This window comes from Paenibacillus dendritiformis, assembly GCF_945605565.1.
GTDB lineage: Bacteria > Bacillota > Bacilli > Paenibacillales > Paenibacillaceae > Paenibacillus_B > Paenibacillus_B dendritiformis_A.
On sequence record NZ_OX216966.1, the window covers coordinates 2,122,243 to 2,140,447 of the forward strand.

Here is an 18,205-nt window from a genome sequence, read left to right on the forward strand (position 1 = left end):
CAGAGTTGAATTTAAAACGGACAAAGAGGAGATTTTACAGTGAAATACGGTAAAAACTGGGCGCAGTCGATTCGGCAGTCCATGCAAAGAAAGATGATTCTGCTGCTCACCTGCTTTATCATCGTTCCAACGATTATTCTTATCGTCGTGTTGACGATTACGGCATCGAACAACACGAAGAATATGATGTATGAAGAGGTCAATGAAGCGACGAAATCGATCTCGCGGCTGCTGAATCAATCGTACGAGACGAATGCGCATATGATTGGCAGCTTGGCCAACGGGATTAGTGAGTACCCGCAGGACATCGAGCGAATCAAGCATCGGGTAACGGATCTGGCTGGAGACGTCAACACGATTTTAAATGCCTACGTGGTGCTGGGAGACAAGTATCTCGACAGCAACGGCAGCAAGCTCAGCATTGATGATGCCACCCAACGCGAATGGTATCAGTTGGCCTTGCAGCGCCCGAGCGAGGTCATCGTCTCGAAGCCTTATCAGGATATCATTACAGGAAAACTGATTATGACGTTCTCGCATTCGCTGCCTAACGGAGCCGGTGTCGCCGGAATCGATGTCTCGATCGATAACATCAAGCAATCGGTAAGCCAATTCAAAGTCGGAGACAGCGGATATATCAGTCTCATCGACAAAGACAATCGTATCTTATTCCACCCGGAATATGAGCCAGGGACTCAAGTGGACAAGGAGCAGTATAGTGAGCTGCTGACGGACGAATATGGCGAGTTCCTGTCCAGCGCGGACGGCCGGAACGAGTTCATCAGCTTCGACAAGCGGAACAAGTTCGGCATCAATATCGTCTCGGTACTTAGCGTTGGCGAGATCAATCAGCAAGCGAATCAGATCGTCATTATCGCTTCCGTGTTCCTCGTCGTGCTTATCGTGCTTATCGGATTATTTCTGTGGAGATTTGTCCGCAACATCATCCGCCCTGTCGTTCGGATTCAGCAAGTGACGGAGCGGATCGCCACCGGCGATTTCTCGGTTCGCATTCCAACAAGCGAACGGACAGATGAAATCGGCCGTCTGGAGAAAAACTTCAATGCGATGTCGCAGGCATTATCCGAGATTATGATGCAAATCCGCGAAGTATCCGAATCGGTCGCGGCTTCCGCCGAGGAGCTGTCCGCGAATTCCGAGGAGAATCTCAGCTCCTTGCAGGAAGTATCGGCATCTTACCAGCAAGTGTCGTCGCAGTCGGCCCAGCTGAATGAGCGCTTGAATACCGCAACTTCCCAAGCGCATCAATCTGCGGCGCATCTCAAGCGCGTCGTCGAACTGGTCGGAAATTCTTCCCATGCGGCGCATGAGATGAGCGAGTGGGCCGTGAATGGGGAAAAGGCGCTCGAGAATGTGCGGAAGCAAATGGAGGCCATCACGCGGAACACGGAACAGGCCAAGGCGGAGACCCAACAATTGAATCAGCAGTCGCATGATATTCACCGCATCGTTACCTTTATTCAAGAGGTGGCTGCCCAGACGGAGCTGCTTGCGCTTAATGCGTCGATTGAAGCGGCCCGGGCTGGCGAACACGGGCGCGGCTTCGCCGTCGTCGCGGGCGAGGTCCGCAAGCTGGCGGAGGAGACGAAGGAAGCGGCCGGCAAGATTACGGGCGTCGTGCAGCAAATGAGAGAGCGCTCCGACTCGGTATGGGCCACCATGCAGGACGGAGTCGAGACGGTAGCCGAGGGACAAGCGTTGACGCAGACGGTGACGGACAGATTCTCGGATATGTTCCAAGCGATCGATGAAATGAACATTCAATTGAGCCATGTGGCTGATTTGGGCGCCCAGCTTGCGTCTTCCAATGGCGAGATGATCGAGTCGTTCGATGCCGCAAGCGAAATGACTAATGTGACATTAGTGGAAATGGAGACCGTAGCGGCAGCGAGTGAGCAGCAAAATGCGGCGATGCAGGAGATGGCGTCGTATGCGAATCACTTGGCGAGCATTGCCGATGATTTGCAGCAGCTGTCCGCGCGCTTCAAGTCCTGAATATAGACAGAGCGTTATCACGAGAGCGTTCGAGCCGAAAGCGGCCGGCGCTCTTTTTGTTGCGGTCATAATTGAAGTTCGCCTCGAAAGGAGGCATCTGACGACCGATGCAACCGATTTGCAACCCTGTTCCTGTTAACTGGAGGCGACTCTAGACTGAACAAGAGGTGGACGACTTGAACGAGGTGTTCATTGCGAGTGCTGTGCGTACTCCGATTGGAGCGTTTCAGGGCAGCTTCCAGGATACGGCGGGCACAGAGCTGGGGGCCGCTGTCATGAAGGAAGCTTGCCAACGTGCGGGAATGGCAGGCGAGCAGGTAGACCAGGTGTATATGGGGCAGGTGCTGCAGGGCGGAATAGGAATGAACGGAGCGAGGCAGGCCTCGCTGCAGGCAGGAATTCCGGAGCGGGTTCCGGCGACGAGCGTGAATCTCGTATGCGGATCGGGCCTGCAGGCGGTGATGCTGGGAGCCCAGTGCATCCGTTCGGGGGATGCGGACGTGATTGTGGCGGGCGGCATGGAAAATATGTCACAGTCTCCTTACCTGCTGAAGAACGCCCGCCAGGGCTACCGCTACGGGCATGGAGAGCTTGTTGATTCGGTGCTGCATGACGGGCTGACGTGCGCGATTACGGGTCAGCCGATGGGATGGACCGCGGAGCGTCTTGCCGAGCGCTATGGACTGGCGCGCGAGCAGCAGGATGCCTTCGCGCTGCAGAGCCAGCAGCGGGCGCAAGCGGCGATGCAGGACGGACGGTTCCAAGAGGAGACTGTCGCGGTATCCGTTGCGGATCGCAAGGGCGGTGCCCGCCTGATCGCGGCGGATGAGCACCCTCGTCCGGGGCTGACGATGGAGGCGCTGGCCAGGCTGAGGCCGGCCTTCAGAACGCAAGGCACGGTGACGGCGGGCAATTCGTCCGGCATCAATGACGGTGCGGCGGCTGTCGTATTATGCGGCCGGGAGGCGGCCGACCAGCACGGCATCGCCCCGATCGCAGCCATTCGCGGGTACGCCGCAGTCGGGCTTGAGCCGGAGTGGATGGGGCTTGGTCCGGTCCCTGCCCTGACGCAGGCTATCCGCAGGGCAGGCTTGCGGCTGCAGGACATCGGCCTGTTCGAAATCAATGAGGCGTTCGCGGCGCAGGCGCTGGCCGTTATGCGCGAGCTGGAGCTTGATTCCGAACGGGTGAATGTGAACGGCGGGGCCATTGCGCTCGGCCATCCGATCGGCGCGAGCGGCTCGCGTGTGCTGGTCACCTTGATTCATGAGATGCGCCGCAGGCACATTCGATATGGTGCGGCAGCTCTATGCGTAGGAGGCGGTCATGGTGTCGCTGTTGTTATCGAACGGAGCTGAACCGGAACGGAGGGATCGGGCGATGCATGACAGTGCGCTTCATTGGTTCGACAATCGCTGCCGGCATACTCCGGATCGGATTGCCGCGGTAGATTGGCATAGAGGGCTCCGGCTTACTTACCGCACTCTGCACCGCCGCGCAGAGCGGCTGGCTGCGGCCTTGCAGTCGTCGGACATCGGGCTTGGCGATCGGGTGGCCGTCCTGCTGCACAATCAGACGGAGATGATGGAAGCAGTGCTCGGCTGCGGCATGCTCGGGGCGATTGCGGTGCCATTGAATTGGCGGCTGTCCGCAGCGGAGCTTCACGGCATTATGCTGGACTGCGAACCGAAGCTGATGGTGTATGACGGCGATGAGCCGGAGATGGCGCGGCTCGCGTCGGGGCTTCCGCTAGCGGACTGCGCCCTGCTGTCTGTCGCGGCATTGGACTCAAGCCTGGACTGCGCGGTGGTGCGGCGGCATCATCCGGCGCATGGCGATGCGTGGATGATAATCTATACCGGCGGCACGACCGGGAAGCCGAAGGGGGTGGTGCTGACGCATGGATCCGTATATTGGAATGCGGTCAACACCGTCGTCAGCTGGCAATTGACGGCCGCCGATGTGACGCCGACGGTATTGCCGATGTTCCATACGGGCGGGCTGAATGCGCTCACGATGCCGGTGCTGATGGCCGGGGGCACGGTCGTCCTGGTTCGTTCATTTCAGTGCGAGGATATGGTCCGCCTGTTGAATGAAGAGCGCTGCACCATCGCGCTCATGGTGCCGACGATGTACCATATGCTGGTCCACTCCGGCGCGTTCGCGCAGGCGGAGTTCCCGACGATGCGGGCGTTCCTGTCGGGAGGAGCGCCTTGCCCGCTATCGGTATATCAAGCCTTCCAAGCGAAAGGGCTTCCGTTCAAGGAAGGATACGGAGCGACCGAATCCGGGCCGAACAACTTCGTGATTGATCCGGCGATTGCGGCGCAGAAGCCGGGCTCTGTCGGTCTTCCGATGATATTCAGCGAGGCGAAGCTTATTCCGCTCCCAGGAGGCTCCGCAGGATCGGGATCGAATCAGGTCGGTGAACTCGCGCTTCGGGGCGGGCATCTGTTCTCGCACTATTGGAATAACCCGGAGGCGACTTCCGAGGCCTTGCGTGAAGGCTGGTTCATGACGGGGGATCTGGCTTCGCGGGATAAGGACGGTTATTACTATATTGTCGGGCGCAAAAAGGACATGATCATTACCGGCGGAGAGAACGTATATCCGCTGGAAGTGGAGCAAACGCTGGAGAGCTGCCCGGGCGTCAAAGAGGCGGCGGTCGTCGGGCTGGCGGACGAGAAATGGGGAGAAGTCGTTGCGGCGGTTGTCGCGGTTGACGGGGGGGCTGCGGTAACGGAGGCGGACCTTTCCGCTTTTTGCTCGGCGCGCATCGGCAAATACAAGGTGCCGAAGCGGTTCCTGTTCGTGCGGGAGCTGCCGACAACGGCCGTAGGCAAATTGGATAAGAAGCAGATGAAGGAATGGTTCGGCGGTTGACGCAAGTCGGCCGCTTTTTTTGCGCAAATCAGATTAGCAAAGGAATCAATTATGCTACAATATACAGGAGAATATGGGAAAGAGAGGTTCGTTATGAAGGAAGGACGCGTGCTTAAAATGAAGCTGATGCCGCCTCCCTTGAAAAAGCAGCTGCTTCACCGTCCCCGAATCGCGAAGCGGCTGTCCCGCATCCCGGACTATCCGCTCACTGTGCTGACATCGGGTCCGGGCTTCGGCAAGACGACAGCGCTCTCCGCATTTCTTCGATCCTCTGATTTGACGTATGCATGGTACGGCGTTGCTCCCCAAGACAATGACTTTATTCCTTTTGTATCTCATATCGTCTATACGCTCAGGCAAGCAGTACCCGGATTCGGAGAGACAATGCTTGGCGACATGAAAGGCGGAAGCCGGAGCGGCAGCGAGGATATTTATGCGTTGGCGGATTTGTTTTTGAATGAATTGACCACGCTTCCGGAGCAGACGCTGCTCATCATCGACGACTATCATCTGGTGGAAGCGACGGACAGCATTGAACAGTGGATGCAGTACGTGCTTGCCTATCTGCCCGATTGCGACAAGCTGCGAATTGTCATCTCTTCCCGTTCGCGGCCGCAGTGGGACAGACTGGCTTCAATGCGTATCCGCGGCCATTTGCTTGAGCTCGCCAGAGAAGACCTTGCTTTTAATGAAGAAGAAATTGACGTTCTGTTCAGCGATTACTATGACTATCCGTTGACGTCAAGCGAAGTCCGGCGGGTGCACGAGCAGACGGAAGGGTGGATCATTGCGGTTCAGCTTATTTGGCAGCGCTTACTTGCATCTGGCGGTACGATTGCAGAAGCGCTTGAGGCGCCCCGGGAAACGATGGAGGATCTGTTTCAATATTTGGCATTGGAGCTGTTCCAGAAGCAGCCGCCATCTATGCGTACCTTCATGATCGAGACGAGCATCTTCGACGAGCTGACCGGGGAGTGGTGCGATGCGGTATGCGGAAGGCACGGATCTCATGCCTTGCTCCTTCAACTCTGCGGCAGCGGCATGCTGTCGGCGGTCGATGAACGGCAATTCCGCTATCATACGTTGTTCCGCGAATTCTTGACGGAACAGCTTGGACGGCAGCCGGAACGGCGCGAGTCCTTGTTGAGGCAGGCGGTGCATGTGTTTGCCGCCCGCAAGCGGTATGATCTGGCCATAATGCAAGCGGCCGACCTGCAGGACCCGGAGGAGATGGCGCTATTGCTGCAGGACGGAGGCAGCAAGCTCATTCGGAACGGCCGCCTGGAGCTCGTCTGCGCCGCGCTGGCGGGACTGCCGGAGCGAATGAAGCACCGGCATCCTTACCTGCTTGTGCTGCAGGGCGATATTTTCCGCTACCAATGTCAATATGAAGCTTCTGGCGAGCAGTATCGGCTGGCCGAGTACGGGGCCGGAAGCGTAGGCAACCGGATGGTGCAAATGCTGGCGCTCGAAGGACAGTCGCTCTTATATTTGGACACGATTCGCCCAGGCCTGGCGGAGCCCTTGCTTGAGCGGGCGATTGCACTGGCCGAAGCGCTATACGGATATTACCCGCCGTTAGCGGAAGAAGCGGAAGCAGGCCTGGCGGCGGAACAGGGGCCGTCCGGGCCAGCCGGGAATCGGACGGACCCGCAGGCTCAAGACGCGCTCGCCGCTTATCGCTCGGCATGGCACGGACCTGCGGGAGGGCGGCAGCAATTGGCGCGGCTGTATGCGATGATGGCCGAAAATATGCTGAACGCGGGCAGAGGGATGGAGGCGCAGATCTGGTATGATCGCGCGATACATGTCGACCGGGACAGCCGGGATTGGATTTTGGAGGCGCGGCTGTGTCTGCGGACGGGACGGCTGCGCGAAGCGAGGGCGAAGCTGCTGCGGGCCGAGCAGCTGGAGCGGGGGGAAGGAATGCGTTATAACGGCCTCAGCTATCATCCGAAGACATTGTCGCGCTCGCATCGGGAGATTGACCTGCTGCTGTCGATGATCGACAGCATGCGCGGCGAGCCGGCTCCGGCCAAGCGGGGGGCGGAGGACGGCATGATGCACGGCATCCGCTTGAAGGCCCCGTTCGTGGAAGCATGCGGCTGGATGCGAATGGGGCATGCCGCACAGCTGATGGGCACCTACGATGCCGGCGTGGCCGCGGAATGCTATCACGAGGCATTGGCCATCATGGAGCGGCTGGAGGTCAAGCGGGGAAGCGCGGAGCCGTATATGGGGCTGTGCCTGCTGTACGGCCGGGCGCGCTCGGCGGAGACGGCGCTTCGGTACGGTCAGACCGCCTGGGATGGAACGCAGAGCGCCAATGATGGCTGGCTGACCGCGCTAATCCGCTTGAGCATGGGCATGGCGCTGTTCTATGCCGACCGCTGTGAAGAAGCGGAGCAGGTGTTTCGCGAATGCGGCGAGCGCTTCGTCGCATGCGGAGATCAGTTCGGCTGCGCTTCGGCGGAAATGTGGCAGGCGCTCATCGCTTATCGGCTGGAGCGGGACAGTTGGTTCGCGGTCTCGATGGAACGCTTTTTGACGTTGGCCGAACAGGAAGGATACGCCTTTCTGTTCACGCGGCGCACGCTGTTCGGCCCAAGCGATACGCAGCAGCTCATCCCGCTGCTCATCGAAGCGGTCCGGCTCGATCTGTGCCGCGCGTATGCCGCTTCGCTGCTCTCGGAGCTTGGCATGGACCGCTTGACGTACCATCCCGGCTATACGCTCTATATCGATACGCTGGGCGAATTCCGCGTCCGCCTCGGCGATGTGGAGCTGGAGGAGAAAGATTGGCAGCGCGGCAAAGCGAAGGAGCTGTTCCAGCTGCTTGTGACCCGCCGCCATCGCCCGGTATCGAAGGAAGAACTGCTTGGCCAACTGTTCCCCGAAGCGGAAGAGAAGGCGGCGAACCGCGATTTCAAAGTCGCGCTCAACGCCCTGAATACGGCACTGGAGCCTCATCGCCGCGCCCGGTCCTCGCCTTATTTCATCCTGCGGCGGGGGCAGGCCTACCAGCTCAATCCGGCTGCGGGGTGGGTGCTGGACGCGGATCGCTTCGAGCAGTTGATCGCGCCCGGGCTTGAAGCGGATGAGGCGGCCGAGGCCGTGTCCCGGCTGGAGGAGGGGCTGCGTTTGTACCAGGGAGACTATATGCCGGATCGGCGCTATGAGGACTGGTGCATCGAGGAACGAGAACGGCTGCAGGTGTTGTTCATGCGCGGAGCGGAACGGCTGTCCCGCCATTATATCGCGGCGGGGGCTTACGATAAGGCGGTACACTGGGCGGAGGCGATGACGGCCAAGGATCGCTGCTGGGAAGAGGCCTACCGCATCTTGATCGCCTGCCATCTCCGGATGAACAACCGGAACCAGGCGCTCAAATGGTACCGCAAGTGCGCGGCGGCGCTGCAGGATGAGCTTGGCATCGAGCCGATGGCGAGCATTCGGGAATTGATGGCGGCCGTAACCGAATGATGACCGGATTGGAGTGCAACTGATTTGCAACCTGACCCTCTTATGATGAACGGGAATTGAATCGTAAGGGGGTTTTGTCGTGTTCAATCATCATGCTTTATTCCGGCGCATGCCGCGTATATGCATGCTCGGTCTGCTTGCATTTGTCCTTCTCGCCGTCTCTGCTTGCGGAAGCGGCGGCGCGGGGGCGGGCAATGGCGGCGCTTCCGGCCAGACGGCGAACGGCGGCGGTTCCGGCGAAGGCAAGGGGAAGGAGGGGCAGGCCGATAGTGCGGAAGGAGCCGGCCAACCGCCGATTCGAATCGGCGTGCTCGCTTCGATGACGGGCGCGCTCGAATCGTACGGCAAGCAGAGCACGCGCGGATTCGAGCTCGGCATTGATTATGCGACCGGGGGAACGAGAACCGTGGCCGGCCGCAGCATCGAGTTCATCATCGAAGATACGGAGACGAAGCCCGATGTGGCCGTCAAGAAAGCGACCAAGCTGCTCGAGACCGATAAAGTCGATTTTCTCGTCGGCTCCTCCAGCTCGGGCGATACGCTTGCCGTGGTTCCGCTGGCGGAAGAGTATGAGAAGGTGATGGTCGTCGAGCCGGCGGTTGCCGACAGCATCACCGGTGAGCTGTGGAACCGGTATGTGTTCCGTACGGCGCGCAACTCCTCGCAGGATGCGGTTGCCGGCGCGGCGGCGATAGCGAAGCCGGGCGTCAAGATCGCCACGTTCGCACCCGATGGCGCGTTCGGGCGGGACGGCATCGCCGCATTCATACAGGCGGCCGAGAAGCTGGGGGCGGTGATTGTGGAGGAGCAGTATGCCGATGCCGCGGCGACCGACTTCACGGCGAACATTCAGAAGATCGTGAGCGCCAAGCCGGATTATTTGTTCATTGTATGGGCCGGAGCGAACACGCCCTGGAAGCAGCTGCAGGATATGAAGGTACGGGAGCAGGGCATTCAAATATCGACCGGCGCGCCGGATATCGCCGCCCTCAAGACGATGCACGAGCTGGAGGGAATGGAAGGATTCTCGGTGTACTATTACACGTTGCCGGACAATGAGGTCAATCAATGGCTGGTGGAAGAGCATCAGAAGCGGTTCAATGGCGATCTGCCGGATCTGTTCACGCCGGGAGGAATGTCGGCCGCGATCGCGATTGTCGAAGCGCTGAAGAAAACCGGGGGCGAGGCGGACACGGATAAATTAATTGCGGCGATGGAAGGGATGAGCTTCGAGTCGCCCAAGGGCAAGATGACGTTCCGGGCCGAGGATCACCAGGCCTTGCAGACCTTATATGCGGTTACATTGAAAAAGCGGGACGGGCTCGATTATCCGGAGCCGGTGCTGATTCGCGAGCTGTCGCCGGAGGAGACGGCTCCGCCGATACGCAACAAACGGTAGCCGGGGAGGTGAGGGCATGAACGGGACCGAATCCGCTCGTGCCGATGATATTGTATTGGCAACGGACGGGCTGACGATTGCCTTCGGAGGCCATGCGGCCGTCCGGGATGTGAGCCTGAAGATAGAGCGCCATCACTTCAAGTCCATTATCGGGCCGAATGGCGCGGGCAAGACGACGCTGTTCAATCTGCTCAGCGGACAGCTGCGGCCGACGGCCGGGACAATCCGCTTCAACGGCCAAGACATCACGGCGCTGCCTCCGTTCCGCCGCACGCGCCTGGGAATGGGGCGCTCCTTCCAGATGACGAACGTGTTCCCGAATCTGACCGTGCTTGAAAATGTGCGGCTCGCCGTTCAGTCGCGGCAGGGCGTCCGCCTGAACTGGCATGCATCGCCGAGAGCGTTCCGCCGCTTCGAGGAGGAGGCGCAGCATTGGCTTGACATGGTGCTGCTCGGCAACCGGTCCGGGGCGCTGGCCGCTTATCTCGCGCATGGGGAGAAGCGCAAGCTGGAGCTGGCGATGCTGCTCGCGCTGCAGCCGGAATTGCTGCTGCTAGATGAGCCGACGGCCGGAATCTCGATTGAAGAAGTCCCTGCCATCCTGGAGGTCATCCGCAAGATGAAGGAAGAAGGCAAGCGCACGATCGTGCTGATCGAGCACAAGATGGATATGGTGCTCGATTTGTCCGACACGATCGCCGTGCTGTTCGGCGGCAGGCTCCTGGCGGACGGACGCCCGGAGGAGATTATGAGCAACGAGACGGTGCAGGCGGCTTATTTGGGAGGGCTGTATGATGACGCTGCTGCAAGTGCAGGGAATTGAGACGCATATCGGGCAATTTCATATTTTACAGGGCGTGACCTTCGAGGTGAAGGCAGGGGAGATTACGGTGCTGCTGGGAAGGAACGGCGCGGGCAAGACGACCGCCCTCCGCTCGATTATGGGCCTGAATCCGGTATCCAGGGGCGAGATCCGCTTTCAAGGCGAGCGAATTGAAGCGCTGCCTACGCATCGGATAGCGCGCCAGGGCCTCGGGTATGTTCCGGAGGATCAGGGGATTTTTCCCGAGCTGACGGTAGGGGAGACGATGCGCATCGCGATGAGGCGCCATGACGACGAGACGAAGGCGCGGCTCGAATGGGCGCTGGAGCTGTTCCCGGATTTGCGCGCCTTCTGGGGCCGCAAATCGGGGCTCCTCAGCGGAGGGCAGAAGCAGATGCTGGCCATCTCGCGGGCATATGTGAATGATAATCGGCTTTTGCTTATCGATGAACCGAGCAAGGGACTGGCTCCGATTATGGTGGAGAAGCTGATGCAGGCCATTGAGCAGATGAAGGCGAAGACGACCGTGCTTTTGGTGGAACAGAACTTCATGATGGCAAGCCGTATCGGGGACCGGTATTTCCTGATGGATGAAGGGCGCATCGTGGCCGCAGGAACGATGGCGGAATTGCAGGAGGACGAAGCGACGAGGCGCAAATATTTGGGCATCGCATAGCCGGCCCGCGGAACGGGGGGATAGAAACATTGAATGGCATTATCAATTTGCTTGTCAACGGACTGGCGACGGGAATGCTGATCTTCCTGTTGGCGTCGGGGCTTACGCTTATTTTCGGACTGATGGGCGTGCTGAACTTCGCGCATGGCGGACTGTTCGCCTGGGGAGCGTACGGCGGAGTATGGGTATATGCCGCGACGGGCTCGTTCGCCGCGGCCGTCATCGGCGCCGTCCTCATGGGCATGCTGATCGGCTTGGTCATGGAGCGGCTCGTCATCCGGCCCGTGTACGGTAATCCGATTCAGCAGATTCTCGTCACGCTGGGCGCGATGCTCGTCTTGAGCGAACTGCTGAAGGTGGCGTTCGGCCCCAATCCGCTCAAGGCCGACGTTCCGCCGCTGCTGAACGGCAGCTGGGAGATTGGCGGCATCATTTTCATTAAATATCGCTTGTTCATTATTGGCGTCGGGGCGATCGTCTTTGCCGGACTGCTGTTCGTGCTGAAGCGGACGAAAATCGGGATTATCGTGCGCGCCGGGGTGATGAATCCCGAGATGGTACAGGCGCTGGGAATCCCGATCCGCCGCGTGTTTACGCTCGTATTCATGGCGGGAGCCGGCCTTGCGGCGCTTGGGGGAGCACTCCTCGCGCCGTATTCGGGCGTGATCTTCGCCGAGATGGGGATGCAATTCGCCATCCTGGCCTTCATCGTCGTCGTCATCGGCGGCATGGGAAGCATTCAGGGCTCCGCGTTGGCGGCGGTGCTTGTCGGCCTCTCGGGCGCCTTCATGGCTTATTACGTGCCGGAGCTGTCGCTTGCCGCCAATATGCTGTTGATGGTCATCGTGCTGCTCATCAAGCCTTCCGGCTTGTTCGGGGCGAAGGGGGGAGCGGGATGAGAACGAACCGAATCGGAACGGCCGGGTTCCTGACGCTGGTCGCGGCTCTGGCGCTGCTGCCCGTTGTCAATGATTCACGCAGCTTTCTCATCGTCATGACGCAGATTTGCATTTTCGCTATTTTTGCCATGAGCTACGATATTCTGCTCGGGTATACGGGAATCGTCTCGTTCGGCCACTGTATGTTTTTCGGCATCGGAGCCTATACGAGCGGGATCATGCTGGAACGGCTCGGCCCTTCCGTCGGAACGCTTATCTTGTCCGTCCTGGCTGGCATGGTGCTGTCCGCGCTGCTCAGTTATATCGTAGGGATGCTCTCGCTGCGGCTGAAAAGCCATTTTTACGCGATGCTGACGCTCGCTTTCTCGGGCCTGCTGCTGGTGCTGGCGGAGAAATGGCGCTCGCTGACGAACGGCAATGACGGCTTCACCTTCCCGATCCCGTCCGCGATGAAGGACCGGACCGTTCTGTACTTGACCGCGCTGGCGGTGATGGCGGCCATATTCCTGCTGCTGCGCCGATTTACGCAATCCCCGGTCGGCCGGGTGCTGCAGGCCATTCGTGAAAATGAGCAGCGGGCCGAGTCGCTCGGCTACGAGATCGTTCATTACAAGGTGATGGCCACCGTGGTCGCAGGCATGGCGGCCAGTCTGAGCGGGTCGCTGTATGTGCTGACATTGCGCTTCGTCAATACGACGGTCTTCGGAATGGACATGACGCTGAACGCTTTGTTAATGACGATTATCGGCGGGGTAGGGACGCTGTATGGGGCGATCATCGGCGCTTCCCTTATTGAATGGGCGCATCACGGACTATCGGAGCTGGCCAAATTCCATCCGATATTCGAGCGATGGATCATTTTTTTCGGCTTATTGTATATCTTGGTCGTGCTGCTGTTCCCGGCCGGTATCGTTGGCACGCTGCGCAGCTGGATAGGGACGCGCGGAGGAGGCCGGCCCGGGCGTGACCGGAAGGCGGCTTGCCGGCCTGTGCGGAAGGAGGAAGCCGGATGATGGGGCACGGCGGCAGGGAGGGCTATAGCCAGCCCGAGAGGGCGGATGGCGGAACCGCGGTCGGCTCCTTCGTCATCCGCTGCCAGACGCGGTACGATGATGCTTCCTGCGGCGCTTGGCGCATACGTGTCACTTATGTTCAGGGGCAGGAAGAACTGACGGTCGCTTCCTGGGAGGAAGCGGTGCTGTTCATGCAGCAGCGAATGAAACGGGGGAACATGCCATATGATCGGTAACGGACATGACGCAGCGGACGCGATCCGCTTGCTGGCCACGGGGATCTATATCCCGGAAGGCCGGATGACGAGTGCGGATATCGCGCGGGCATCCGGCATCCCGCAGGAGATCGTCGAGACGAAGCTCGGCATTAAGCAAAAACCGGTTCCCGGGCCGGAGGATCATCCTTGCGAGATGGGGGTGCGGGCGGCACGGCAAGCGCTGGCCCGGGCGGCGATCGATCCGGGTGAGATTGATCTCGTCATCTATATTGGCGAGGAGCATAAAGAATATCCGGTATGGACGGCCGCCCTGAAGCTGCAGGACGATCTGGGCGCCGTCAACGCCTGGGGCTTCGATCTGTCGTCCCGCTGCTGCACGGCGTTGATGGCCGTGAAGACGGCGAAGGCGATGATGCAGGGAGATGCGCGCATCTCGACCGTCCTGCTGGCGGGCGGGTACCGCAACGGGGATCTCATTGATTTGTCCGACCCCGATACCCGCTTCATGGCCAATCTCGGCGCCGGCGGCGGAGCGATGATATTGCGCCGGGGTGCAAGCGCCGCCTATCCGGAAGTGCTGGAGACGGCCGTGATAACGGACGGCTCCTTCGCCGAGGATGTCATTATCGCGGCGGGCGGGACCAAGCGGCCGTTGACGGCGGAGCTGATCGCGCAGGGAGAGCCGCGGTTCCGGGTGCCTGATCCCGGCCGGATGAAGAGCCGGCTCGACGCGGTGTCGATGGCCCGGTTCACCGAGGTGGTGGAACGCTCCGTTCGCGGCAGCGGCTGGCGTCCGGACGAGATCGATTTTATCGGTCTGCTCCATATGAAGCGATCCGCCCATGAGGCGGTGCTCCAGTCGCTGGGCATTCCGGCCCGGCGATCAGTGTATCTGGATGAATTCGGGCATATCGGTCAATTCGATCCGATGATATGCATCGAGCTGGGCGTGAAGCAAGGCCTGATTCGCCCGGGAAGCCTAGTTGTGCTGGCCGCAGCGGGCATCGGCTATGCTTGGGGGGCGCTCACATTGAAATGGGGGGATTCCGTATGAAGGCGAAGACCACATTGAAATCGGTCCTGCTGCCCAATGGGGAGACGCTTGGTTACCGTGAACGGGAGGGCGGGGAGGAGGTACTGCTGCTGATTCACGGCAATATGAATTCTTCTTACCACTGGGATGTGGCGCTGGAGCGGCTGGATCCCCGCTATAAACTGTATGCGATCGATTTGCGGGGCTTCGGCATCTCGACGTATCATGAGCCGATCAGCGCTTTGCGCGACTTCGCCGATGACGTGAAGCTGTTCTGCCGGGAGCTTGAACTGGACCGGTTCGCAGTCATGGGCTGGTCGACAGGCGGCGGCGTCGCGATGGAGCTGGCTGCGGATTGTCCTGAGGCGGTGACGAAGCTGATTTTATTGGCTTCGGTATCGACCCGCGGATATCCGTTCCATGAAGATGGCGGCAGCGGCCTGCCGGATAGGAGCAGACGAATCGCGAGCTATGCGGGTATCGAGGCGCTGGCGCGCAACCGCTTGATCGCGGAAGCGATCGCCCGGAGCGACCGCGCATTTTTGCAGCGGCTGTACGAAGCGGTCATCTATGACAAGAACCGGCCGGAGGAAGCCCGTTATGAAGCGTATCTCGATGATATGCTGACGCAGCGCAATCTGATGGACGTATATCATGCGTTAAATACGTTCAATGTCAGCTTGTTCGACAATGAGGCGGCCGCCGGCAGCGGCGCGGTGCGGCGCATTGCCGCCCCGACGCTTGTGCTGCGTGGAGATCGGGACATGGTTATCAGCGAAGCGATGGCGGCAGAGACGTTCGCCGATCTGGGAGAGATCGCCCGGTTCGTCCCGCTGAAGGACTGCGGACATTCGCCGCTTGTCGATGATCCGGGGCAGCTGCTGCGAGCGGTGGAGGAGTTCCTGGCGGCGGACATCGCCGTGCAGCCGGAAGCATGACCGGGGGAAGCGGGGAAGGCAGGGGAGGCGGGACATGCGGGCAGGGCGACCTGCCGGACCGCCTGACGGAACCGCCTGAGGGACCGCCGCAGGCAAAGGAAAGGAATCAGACAGGAGGGGGAATATGAAGCTTGAGGGCAAGACGGTAATCATTACAGGCGGGGCCAATGGGATTGGCGAAGCGGCCGTGCGGCTGTTCATGGATGCGGGGGCGAATGTCGTTATCGCCGATTTCGATGAAGAAGCGGGGATACGGCTCTTCAATGATCTTGGACCGTCCGCAGCGGAGCGCGCGCTCTTCGTCACATGCAATGTCGCGGATCCGGACAGCGTGCAGCAGCTTATGGAGAAGACGCTGGAGCGCTTCGGTGCAATCGAGGTGCTGATCAATAACGCCGGGATCACCCGTGACGCGATGCTGCTGAAAATGTCGCCGCAGCAGTGGCGCGATGTCATCGATGTGAATCTGAACGGCGTGTTCTATTGCACTCGTCATGCCGCGCCCCATATGGCCGCTCAAGGACGGGGCAAGATTATTAACACGACCTCCATCGTCGGCGTGCAGGGCAATATCGGGCAGACCAACTATGCCGCCGCCAAAGCGGGCGTCATCGGCATGACGAAGACATGGGCGCGCGAGCTTGGCTACAAAGGCATCTGCGTGAACGCGGTCGCGCCCGGATTTATCGCAACGGAGATGGTGGCGAAGATGCCGGAGAACATTGTCGACAGCATGCGGAACAAGGTTCCTTTGCGCCGGCTCGGACAACCGGAGGATGTCGCGCAGGTCTATCTGTTCCTTGCGTCTGGCGCAGCGGACTATATTAACGGAGCCGTCATTGAAGTGAACGGAGGGCTGTCGATTTGACAAGGGAACGAAGCCGCGGTATAGCGGCTCGAACAAGAAAAGGATCTTGGCCGGCCTCGTGAAGCGGCGGCGCAAGATCCTTTTTTATATGTTGAAGCGGGCAGCGGCGGAGTTCAGGAATGCTGCGTCCGGCCGGGATGAATGAAGCCGGCGAGCGAAGCCGTTTGCTTCCATAGCCGATCATGCGGCAACGTCATGTCCGCCTGGAGAGGAGGGCGCGTCGGCTGCAGATGCTTCAGCATCCGGTCGTCGACGAACCAATCGCTGGCCCCGACGGGCGGCAACGGCTCGTCCGGCCAGGCATCGGCCAGCCGCGGACTGTAGGCCCGATGCGCCACCGGCAGCTTCGCATGATCCTGTGCCGATGGTTGGGTGGTGAAGGCGTGCGGCCAATAGTCGGCGCGCGATCCGGTGTGCGGGACGCCGCGCATGAAGCTTAACGCCCTTCCGTAGATATCAGGGACATGGAATAACAGGGCGTATAGTTTGCGTCCGAACGCGATCCGCTCGTCCAGATCGGAGAAATTCTCCAGCGTCAGTCCGACGAGTGGAACGGCAGGCTCCTGCACCGCTGGCACTCCGAGCGGGATAACGACCTGATTCATCTGCATCCAGCCGTGCAGGCGGAAATCCCACTTCGCGATGACCTGCTCGCGGAACTGTTCATTCTGAACGACGCTTCCTTCGATGACGTTCTGTTCATTGATGATGAGTGCGGTCGTCAGCAGGGGGCTGTCCGGCTGAACCCAGAAGCTGTCCCAGAATGGAACCATGAATCCCGATACGCCCAGGTGCGGAAGCAGATGGAACAGGCTGCGCCCTTCGCGACGGCTGGCATCATATAACAGCAGCTGCGGGAAGGCGTCGTGAAAAATAAGGGCATTGCTTCGCTCCAGCATGCGGAACGACCAGAGGCGCTGCGCCGGGCTCATGATGCGCGGCAGCCATTCCCCCTGAAGGTCCGTCATACTCCAGCCTCCGTTACGGGAGACGGTATGGGCAAGCAAGGCCCAATGCAGCTCCGGGTGCTGATTATAGACCCGAAGGTAGGCTGCGGCCCGGGTGACATTGTTCCGGTTCGCGGCCGCTGCCGCATAGCGAATATGAGCGAGCAGCTTCAACTCTTCGGATGTCAGGCTTTGCCGCTCATGGGCTCGGGCCTCTTCGGCATGCGGGCGGCTCCGCTCCGCGATAATCCGGTGGAGACGCTCTTCCGTCCGTCTGGATGCGGCCCGGTTCCACTCCATCGCGCGCAGGTAGCGTATGCTTCTCGCCTGCCTGCGCACGCTAGTCCATAGATTGCGCATGGCGGCGCAGGCGCTGTCTACGGCATGCCGAAGCAAGCGCCAGGCGTACCGCCAGCGGGTAGGGGACGAGGATTCCATCGTATTTGCGCTCTCCTTTCCCGGAAATCCCTTGTTTTCCGTTCATTTTTTTACTAGTATGTCCAAATTGACGCGCCTGTGAACCTATTTGCGATTTGACTTTTCATTTCAAATTGGTTTATCTTGAAAACAACTTAGTTGGGAGTGAAGCGTGATGGAAAAAGTACAAACAGTGGAACGTTTTAAAGAGTTGATTGCCCAGCCGTTAGCGACAATCGCCGTATTCAAGACGTCCTGGTGCCCGGATTGCCACTTTATTGATCCGTTCATGCCGGAAGTGGAGGCGCAGTATGAGGGCAAAGCCGTATTTTTCGAGGTGGATGCGGAAGCGTTGGTCGATGTGGCCCAGCAGTACCACATTCTCGGCATTCCTAGCTTCGTCGCCTTCAAGAACGGCAAGGAGACGATTCGCTTCGTCAACAAGCTGCGCAAGACGCGGCCGGAGATTGAACAGTTCGCAGATCGGGCCATCGCGGTGTCTGAAGCGGTGTAAGCCAGAAGAGAACGCATGATCCGCCCTTGGATGGGGCGGATTTTTTTATATGTGCGCACTGGAAGCGCGTTGATTCGG

The 18,205-nt window shown here is 59.8% G+C and carries 15 protein-coding genes; 14 read left to right on the forward strand and 1 reads right to left on the reverse strand.

Annotated features, from left to right (window positions below; translation table 11 throughout):
• Positions 1-39 precede the first annotated feature (39 nt).
• The 13 genes from NNL35_RS09245 (at position 40) to fabG (ending at position 16,249) form a co-directional block, all read left to right on the forward strand.
• A complete protein-coding gene (locus NNL35_RS09245; protein ID WP_006675698.1) occupies positions 40-2,016 on the forward strand; it encodes a methyl-accepting chemotaxis protein in 1,977 nt (658 codons plus the stop codon).
• Between the two features lie 176 nt (positions 2,017-2,192).
• Positions 2,193-3,374, forward strand: coding sequence for an acetyl-CoA C-acetyltransferase (locus NNL35_RS09250; RefSeq protein ID WP_006675697.1), 1,182 nt, complete (start codon positions 2,193-2,195; stop codon positions 3,372-3,374).
• Positions 3,343-4,899: a class I adenylate-forming enzyme family protein gene (locus NNL35_RS09255; protein ID WP_006675696.1), complete on the forward strand. Its 1,557-nt coding sequence runs from the start codon at positions 3,343-3,345 to the stop codon at positions 4,897-4,899. The genes NNL35_RS09250 and NNL35_RS09255 overlap by 32 nt, the downstream gene beginning before the upstream one ends.
• A 93-nt stretch (positions 4,900-4,992) precedes the next feature.
• Complete coding sequence (locus NNL35_RS09260) at positions 4,993-8,382, forward strand: AfsR/SARP family transcriptional regulator (RefSeq protein WP_006675695.1); 3,390 nt, start codon at positions 4,993-4,995, stop codon at positions 8,380-8,382.
• Between the two features lie 79 nt (positions 8,383-8,461).
• Entirely contained in the window at positions 8,462-9,781 is a 1,320-nt protein-coding gene (locus tag NNL35_RS09265) for a substrate-binding domain-containing protein (RefSeq protein WP_006675694.1), read from the forward strand.
• A 16-nt stretch (positions 9,782-9,797) separates the two neighbouring features.
• Positions 9,798-10,604, forward strand: coding sequence for an ABC transporter ATP-binding protein (locus NNL35_RS09270; protein ID WP_006675693.1), 807 nt, complete (start codon positions 9,798-9,800; stop codon positions 10,602-10,604).
• Complete coding sequence (locus tag NNL35_RS09275) at positions 10,576-11,280, forward strand: ABC transporter ATP-binding protein (protein WP_006675692.1); 705 nt, start codon at positions 10,576-10,578, stop codon at positions 11,278-11,280. The genes NNL35_RS09270 and NNL35_RS09275 overlap by 29 nt, the downstream gene beginning before the upstream one ends.
• Before the next feature lie 29 nt (positions 11,281-11,309).
• Complete coding sequence (locus tag NNL35_RS09280; RefSeq protein ID WP_006675691.1) at positions 11,310-12,179, forward strand: branched-chain amino acid ABC transporter permease; 870 nt, start codon at positions 11,310-11,312, stop codon at positions 12,177-12,179.
• Positions 12,176-13,192 (forward strand): branched-chain amino acid ABC transporter permease, encoded by a 1,017-nt coding sequence (locus NNL35_RS09285; RefSeq protein ID WP_006675690.1) that lies wholly within the window; start codon positions 12,176-12,178, stop codon positions 13,190-13,192. Before NNL35_RS09280 ends, NNL35_RS09285 begins: the two co-directional genes overlap by 4 nt.
• Positions 13,189-13,428, forward strand: coding sequence for a hypothetical protein (locus NNL35_RS09290; RefSeq protein WP_100226274.1), 240 nt, complete (start codon positions 13,189-13,191; stop codon positions 13,426-13,428). The genes NNL35_RS09285 and NNL35_RS09290 overlap by 4 nt, the downstream gene beginning before the upstream one ends.
• Positions 13,418-14,464, forward strand: a complete 1,047-nt coding sequence (locus NNL35_RS09295) for a 3-oxoacyl-ACP synthase (protein ID WP_006675688.1) — start codon at positions 13,418-13,420, stop codon at positions 14,462-14,464. The genes NNL35_RS09290 and NNL35_RS09295 overlap by 11 nt, the downstream gene beginning before the upstream one ends.
• On the forward strand, positions 14,461-15,381 hold the full coding sequence (gene phaZ / locus NNL35_RS09300) for an intracellular short-chain-length polyhydroxyalkanoate depolymerase (RefSeq protein WP_006675687.1): 921 nt from the start codon (positions 14,461-14,463) through the stop codon (positions 15,379-15,381). The genes NNL35_RS09295 and phaZ overlap by 4 nt, the downstream gene beginning before the upstream one ends.
• Before the next feature lie 124 nt (positions 15,382-15,505).
• Positions 15,506-16,249 (forward strand): 3-oxoacyl-ACP reductase FabG, encoded by a 744-nt coding sequence (gene fabG / locus NNL35_RS09305; RefSeq protein WP_006675686.1) that lies wholly within the window; start codon positions 15,506-15,508, stop codon positions 16,247-16,249.
• Between the two features lie 113 nt (positions 16,250-16,362).
• Here the strand turns inward: fabG and NNL35_RS09310 are convergent, their stop codons facing one another.
• Positions 16,363-17,634, reverse strand: coding sequence for a DUF2515 family protein (locus NNL35_RS09310; RefSeq protein WP_006675685.1), 1,272 nt, complete (start codon positions 17,632-17,634; stop codon positions 16,363-16,365).
• A 154-nt stretch (positions 17,635-17,788) separates the two neighbouring features.
• Between NNL35_RS09310 and NNL35_RS09315 the strand changes: the two genes are divergently transcribed.
• Positions 17,789-18,127 (forward strand): thioredoxin family protein, encoded by a 339-nt coding sequence (locus NNL35_RS09315; protein WP_006675684.1) that lies wholly within the window; start codon positions 17,789-17,791, stop codon positions 18,125-18,127.
• The last annotated feature ends 78 nt before the right edge of the window (positions 18,128-18,205 follow it).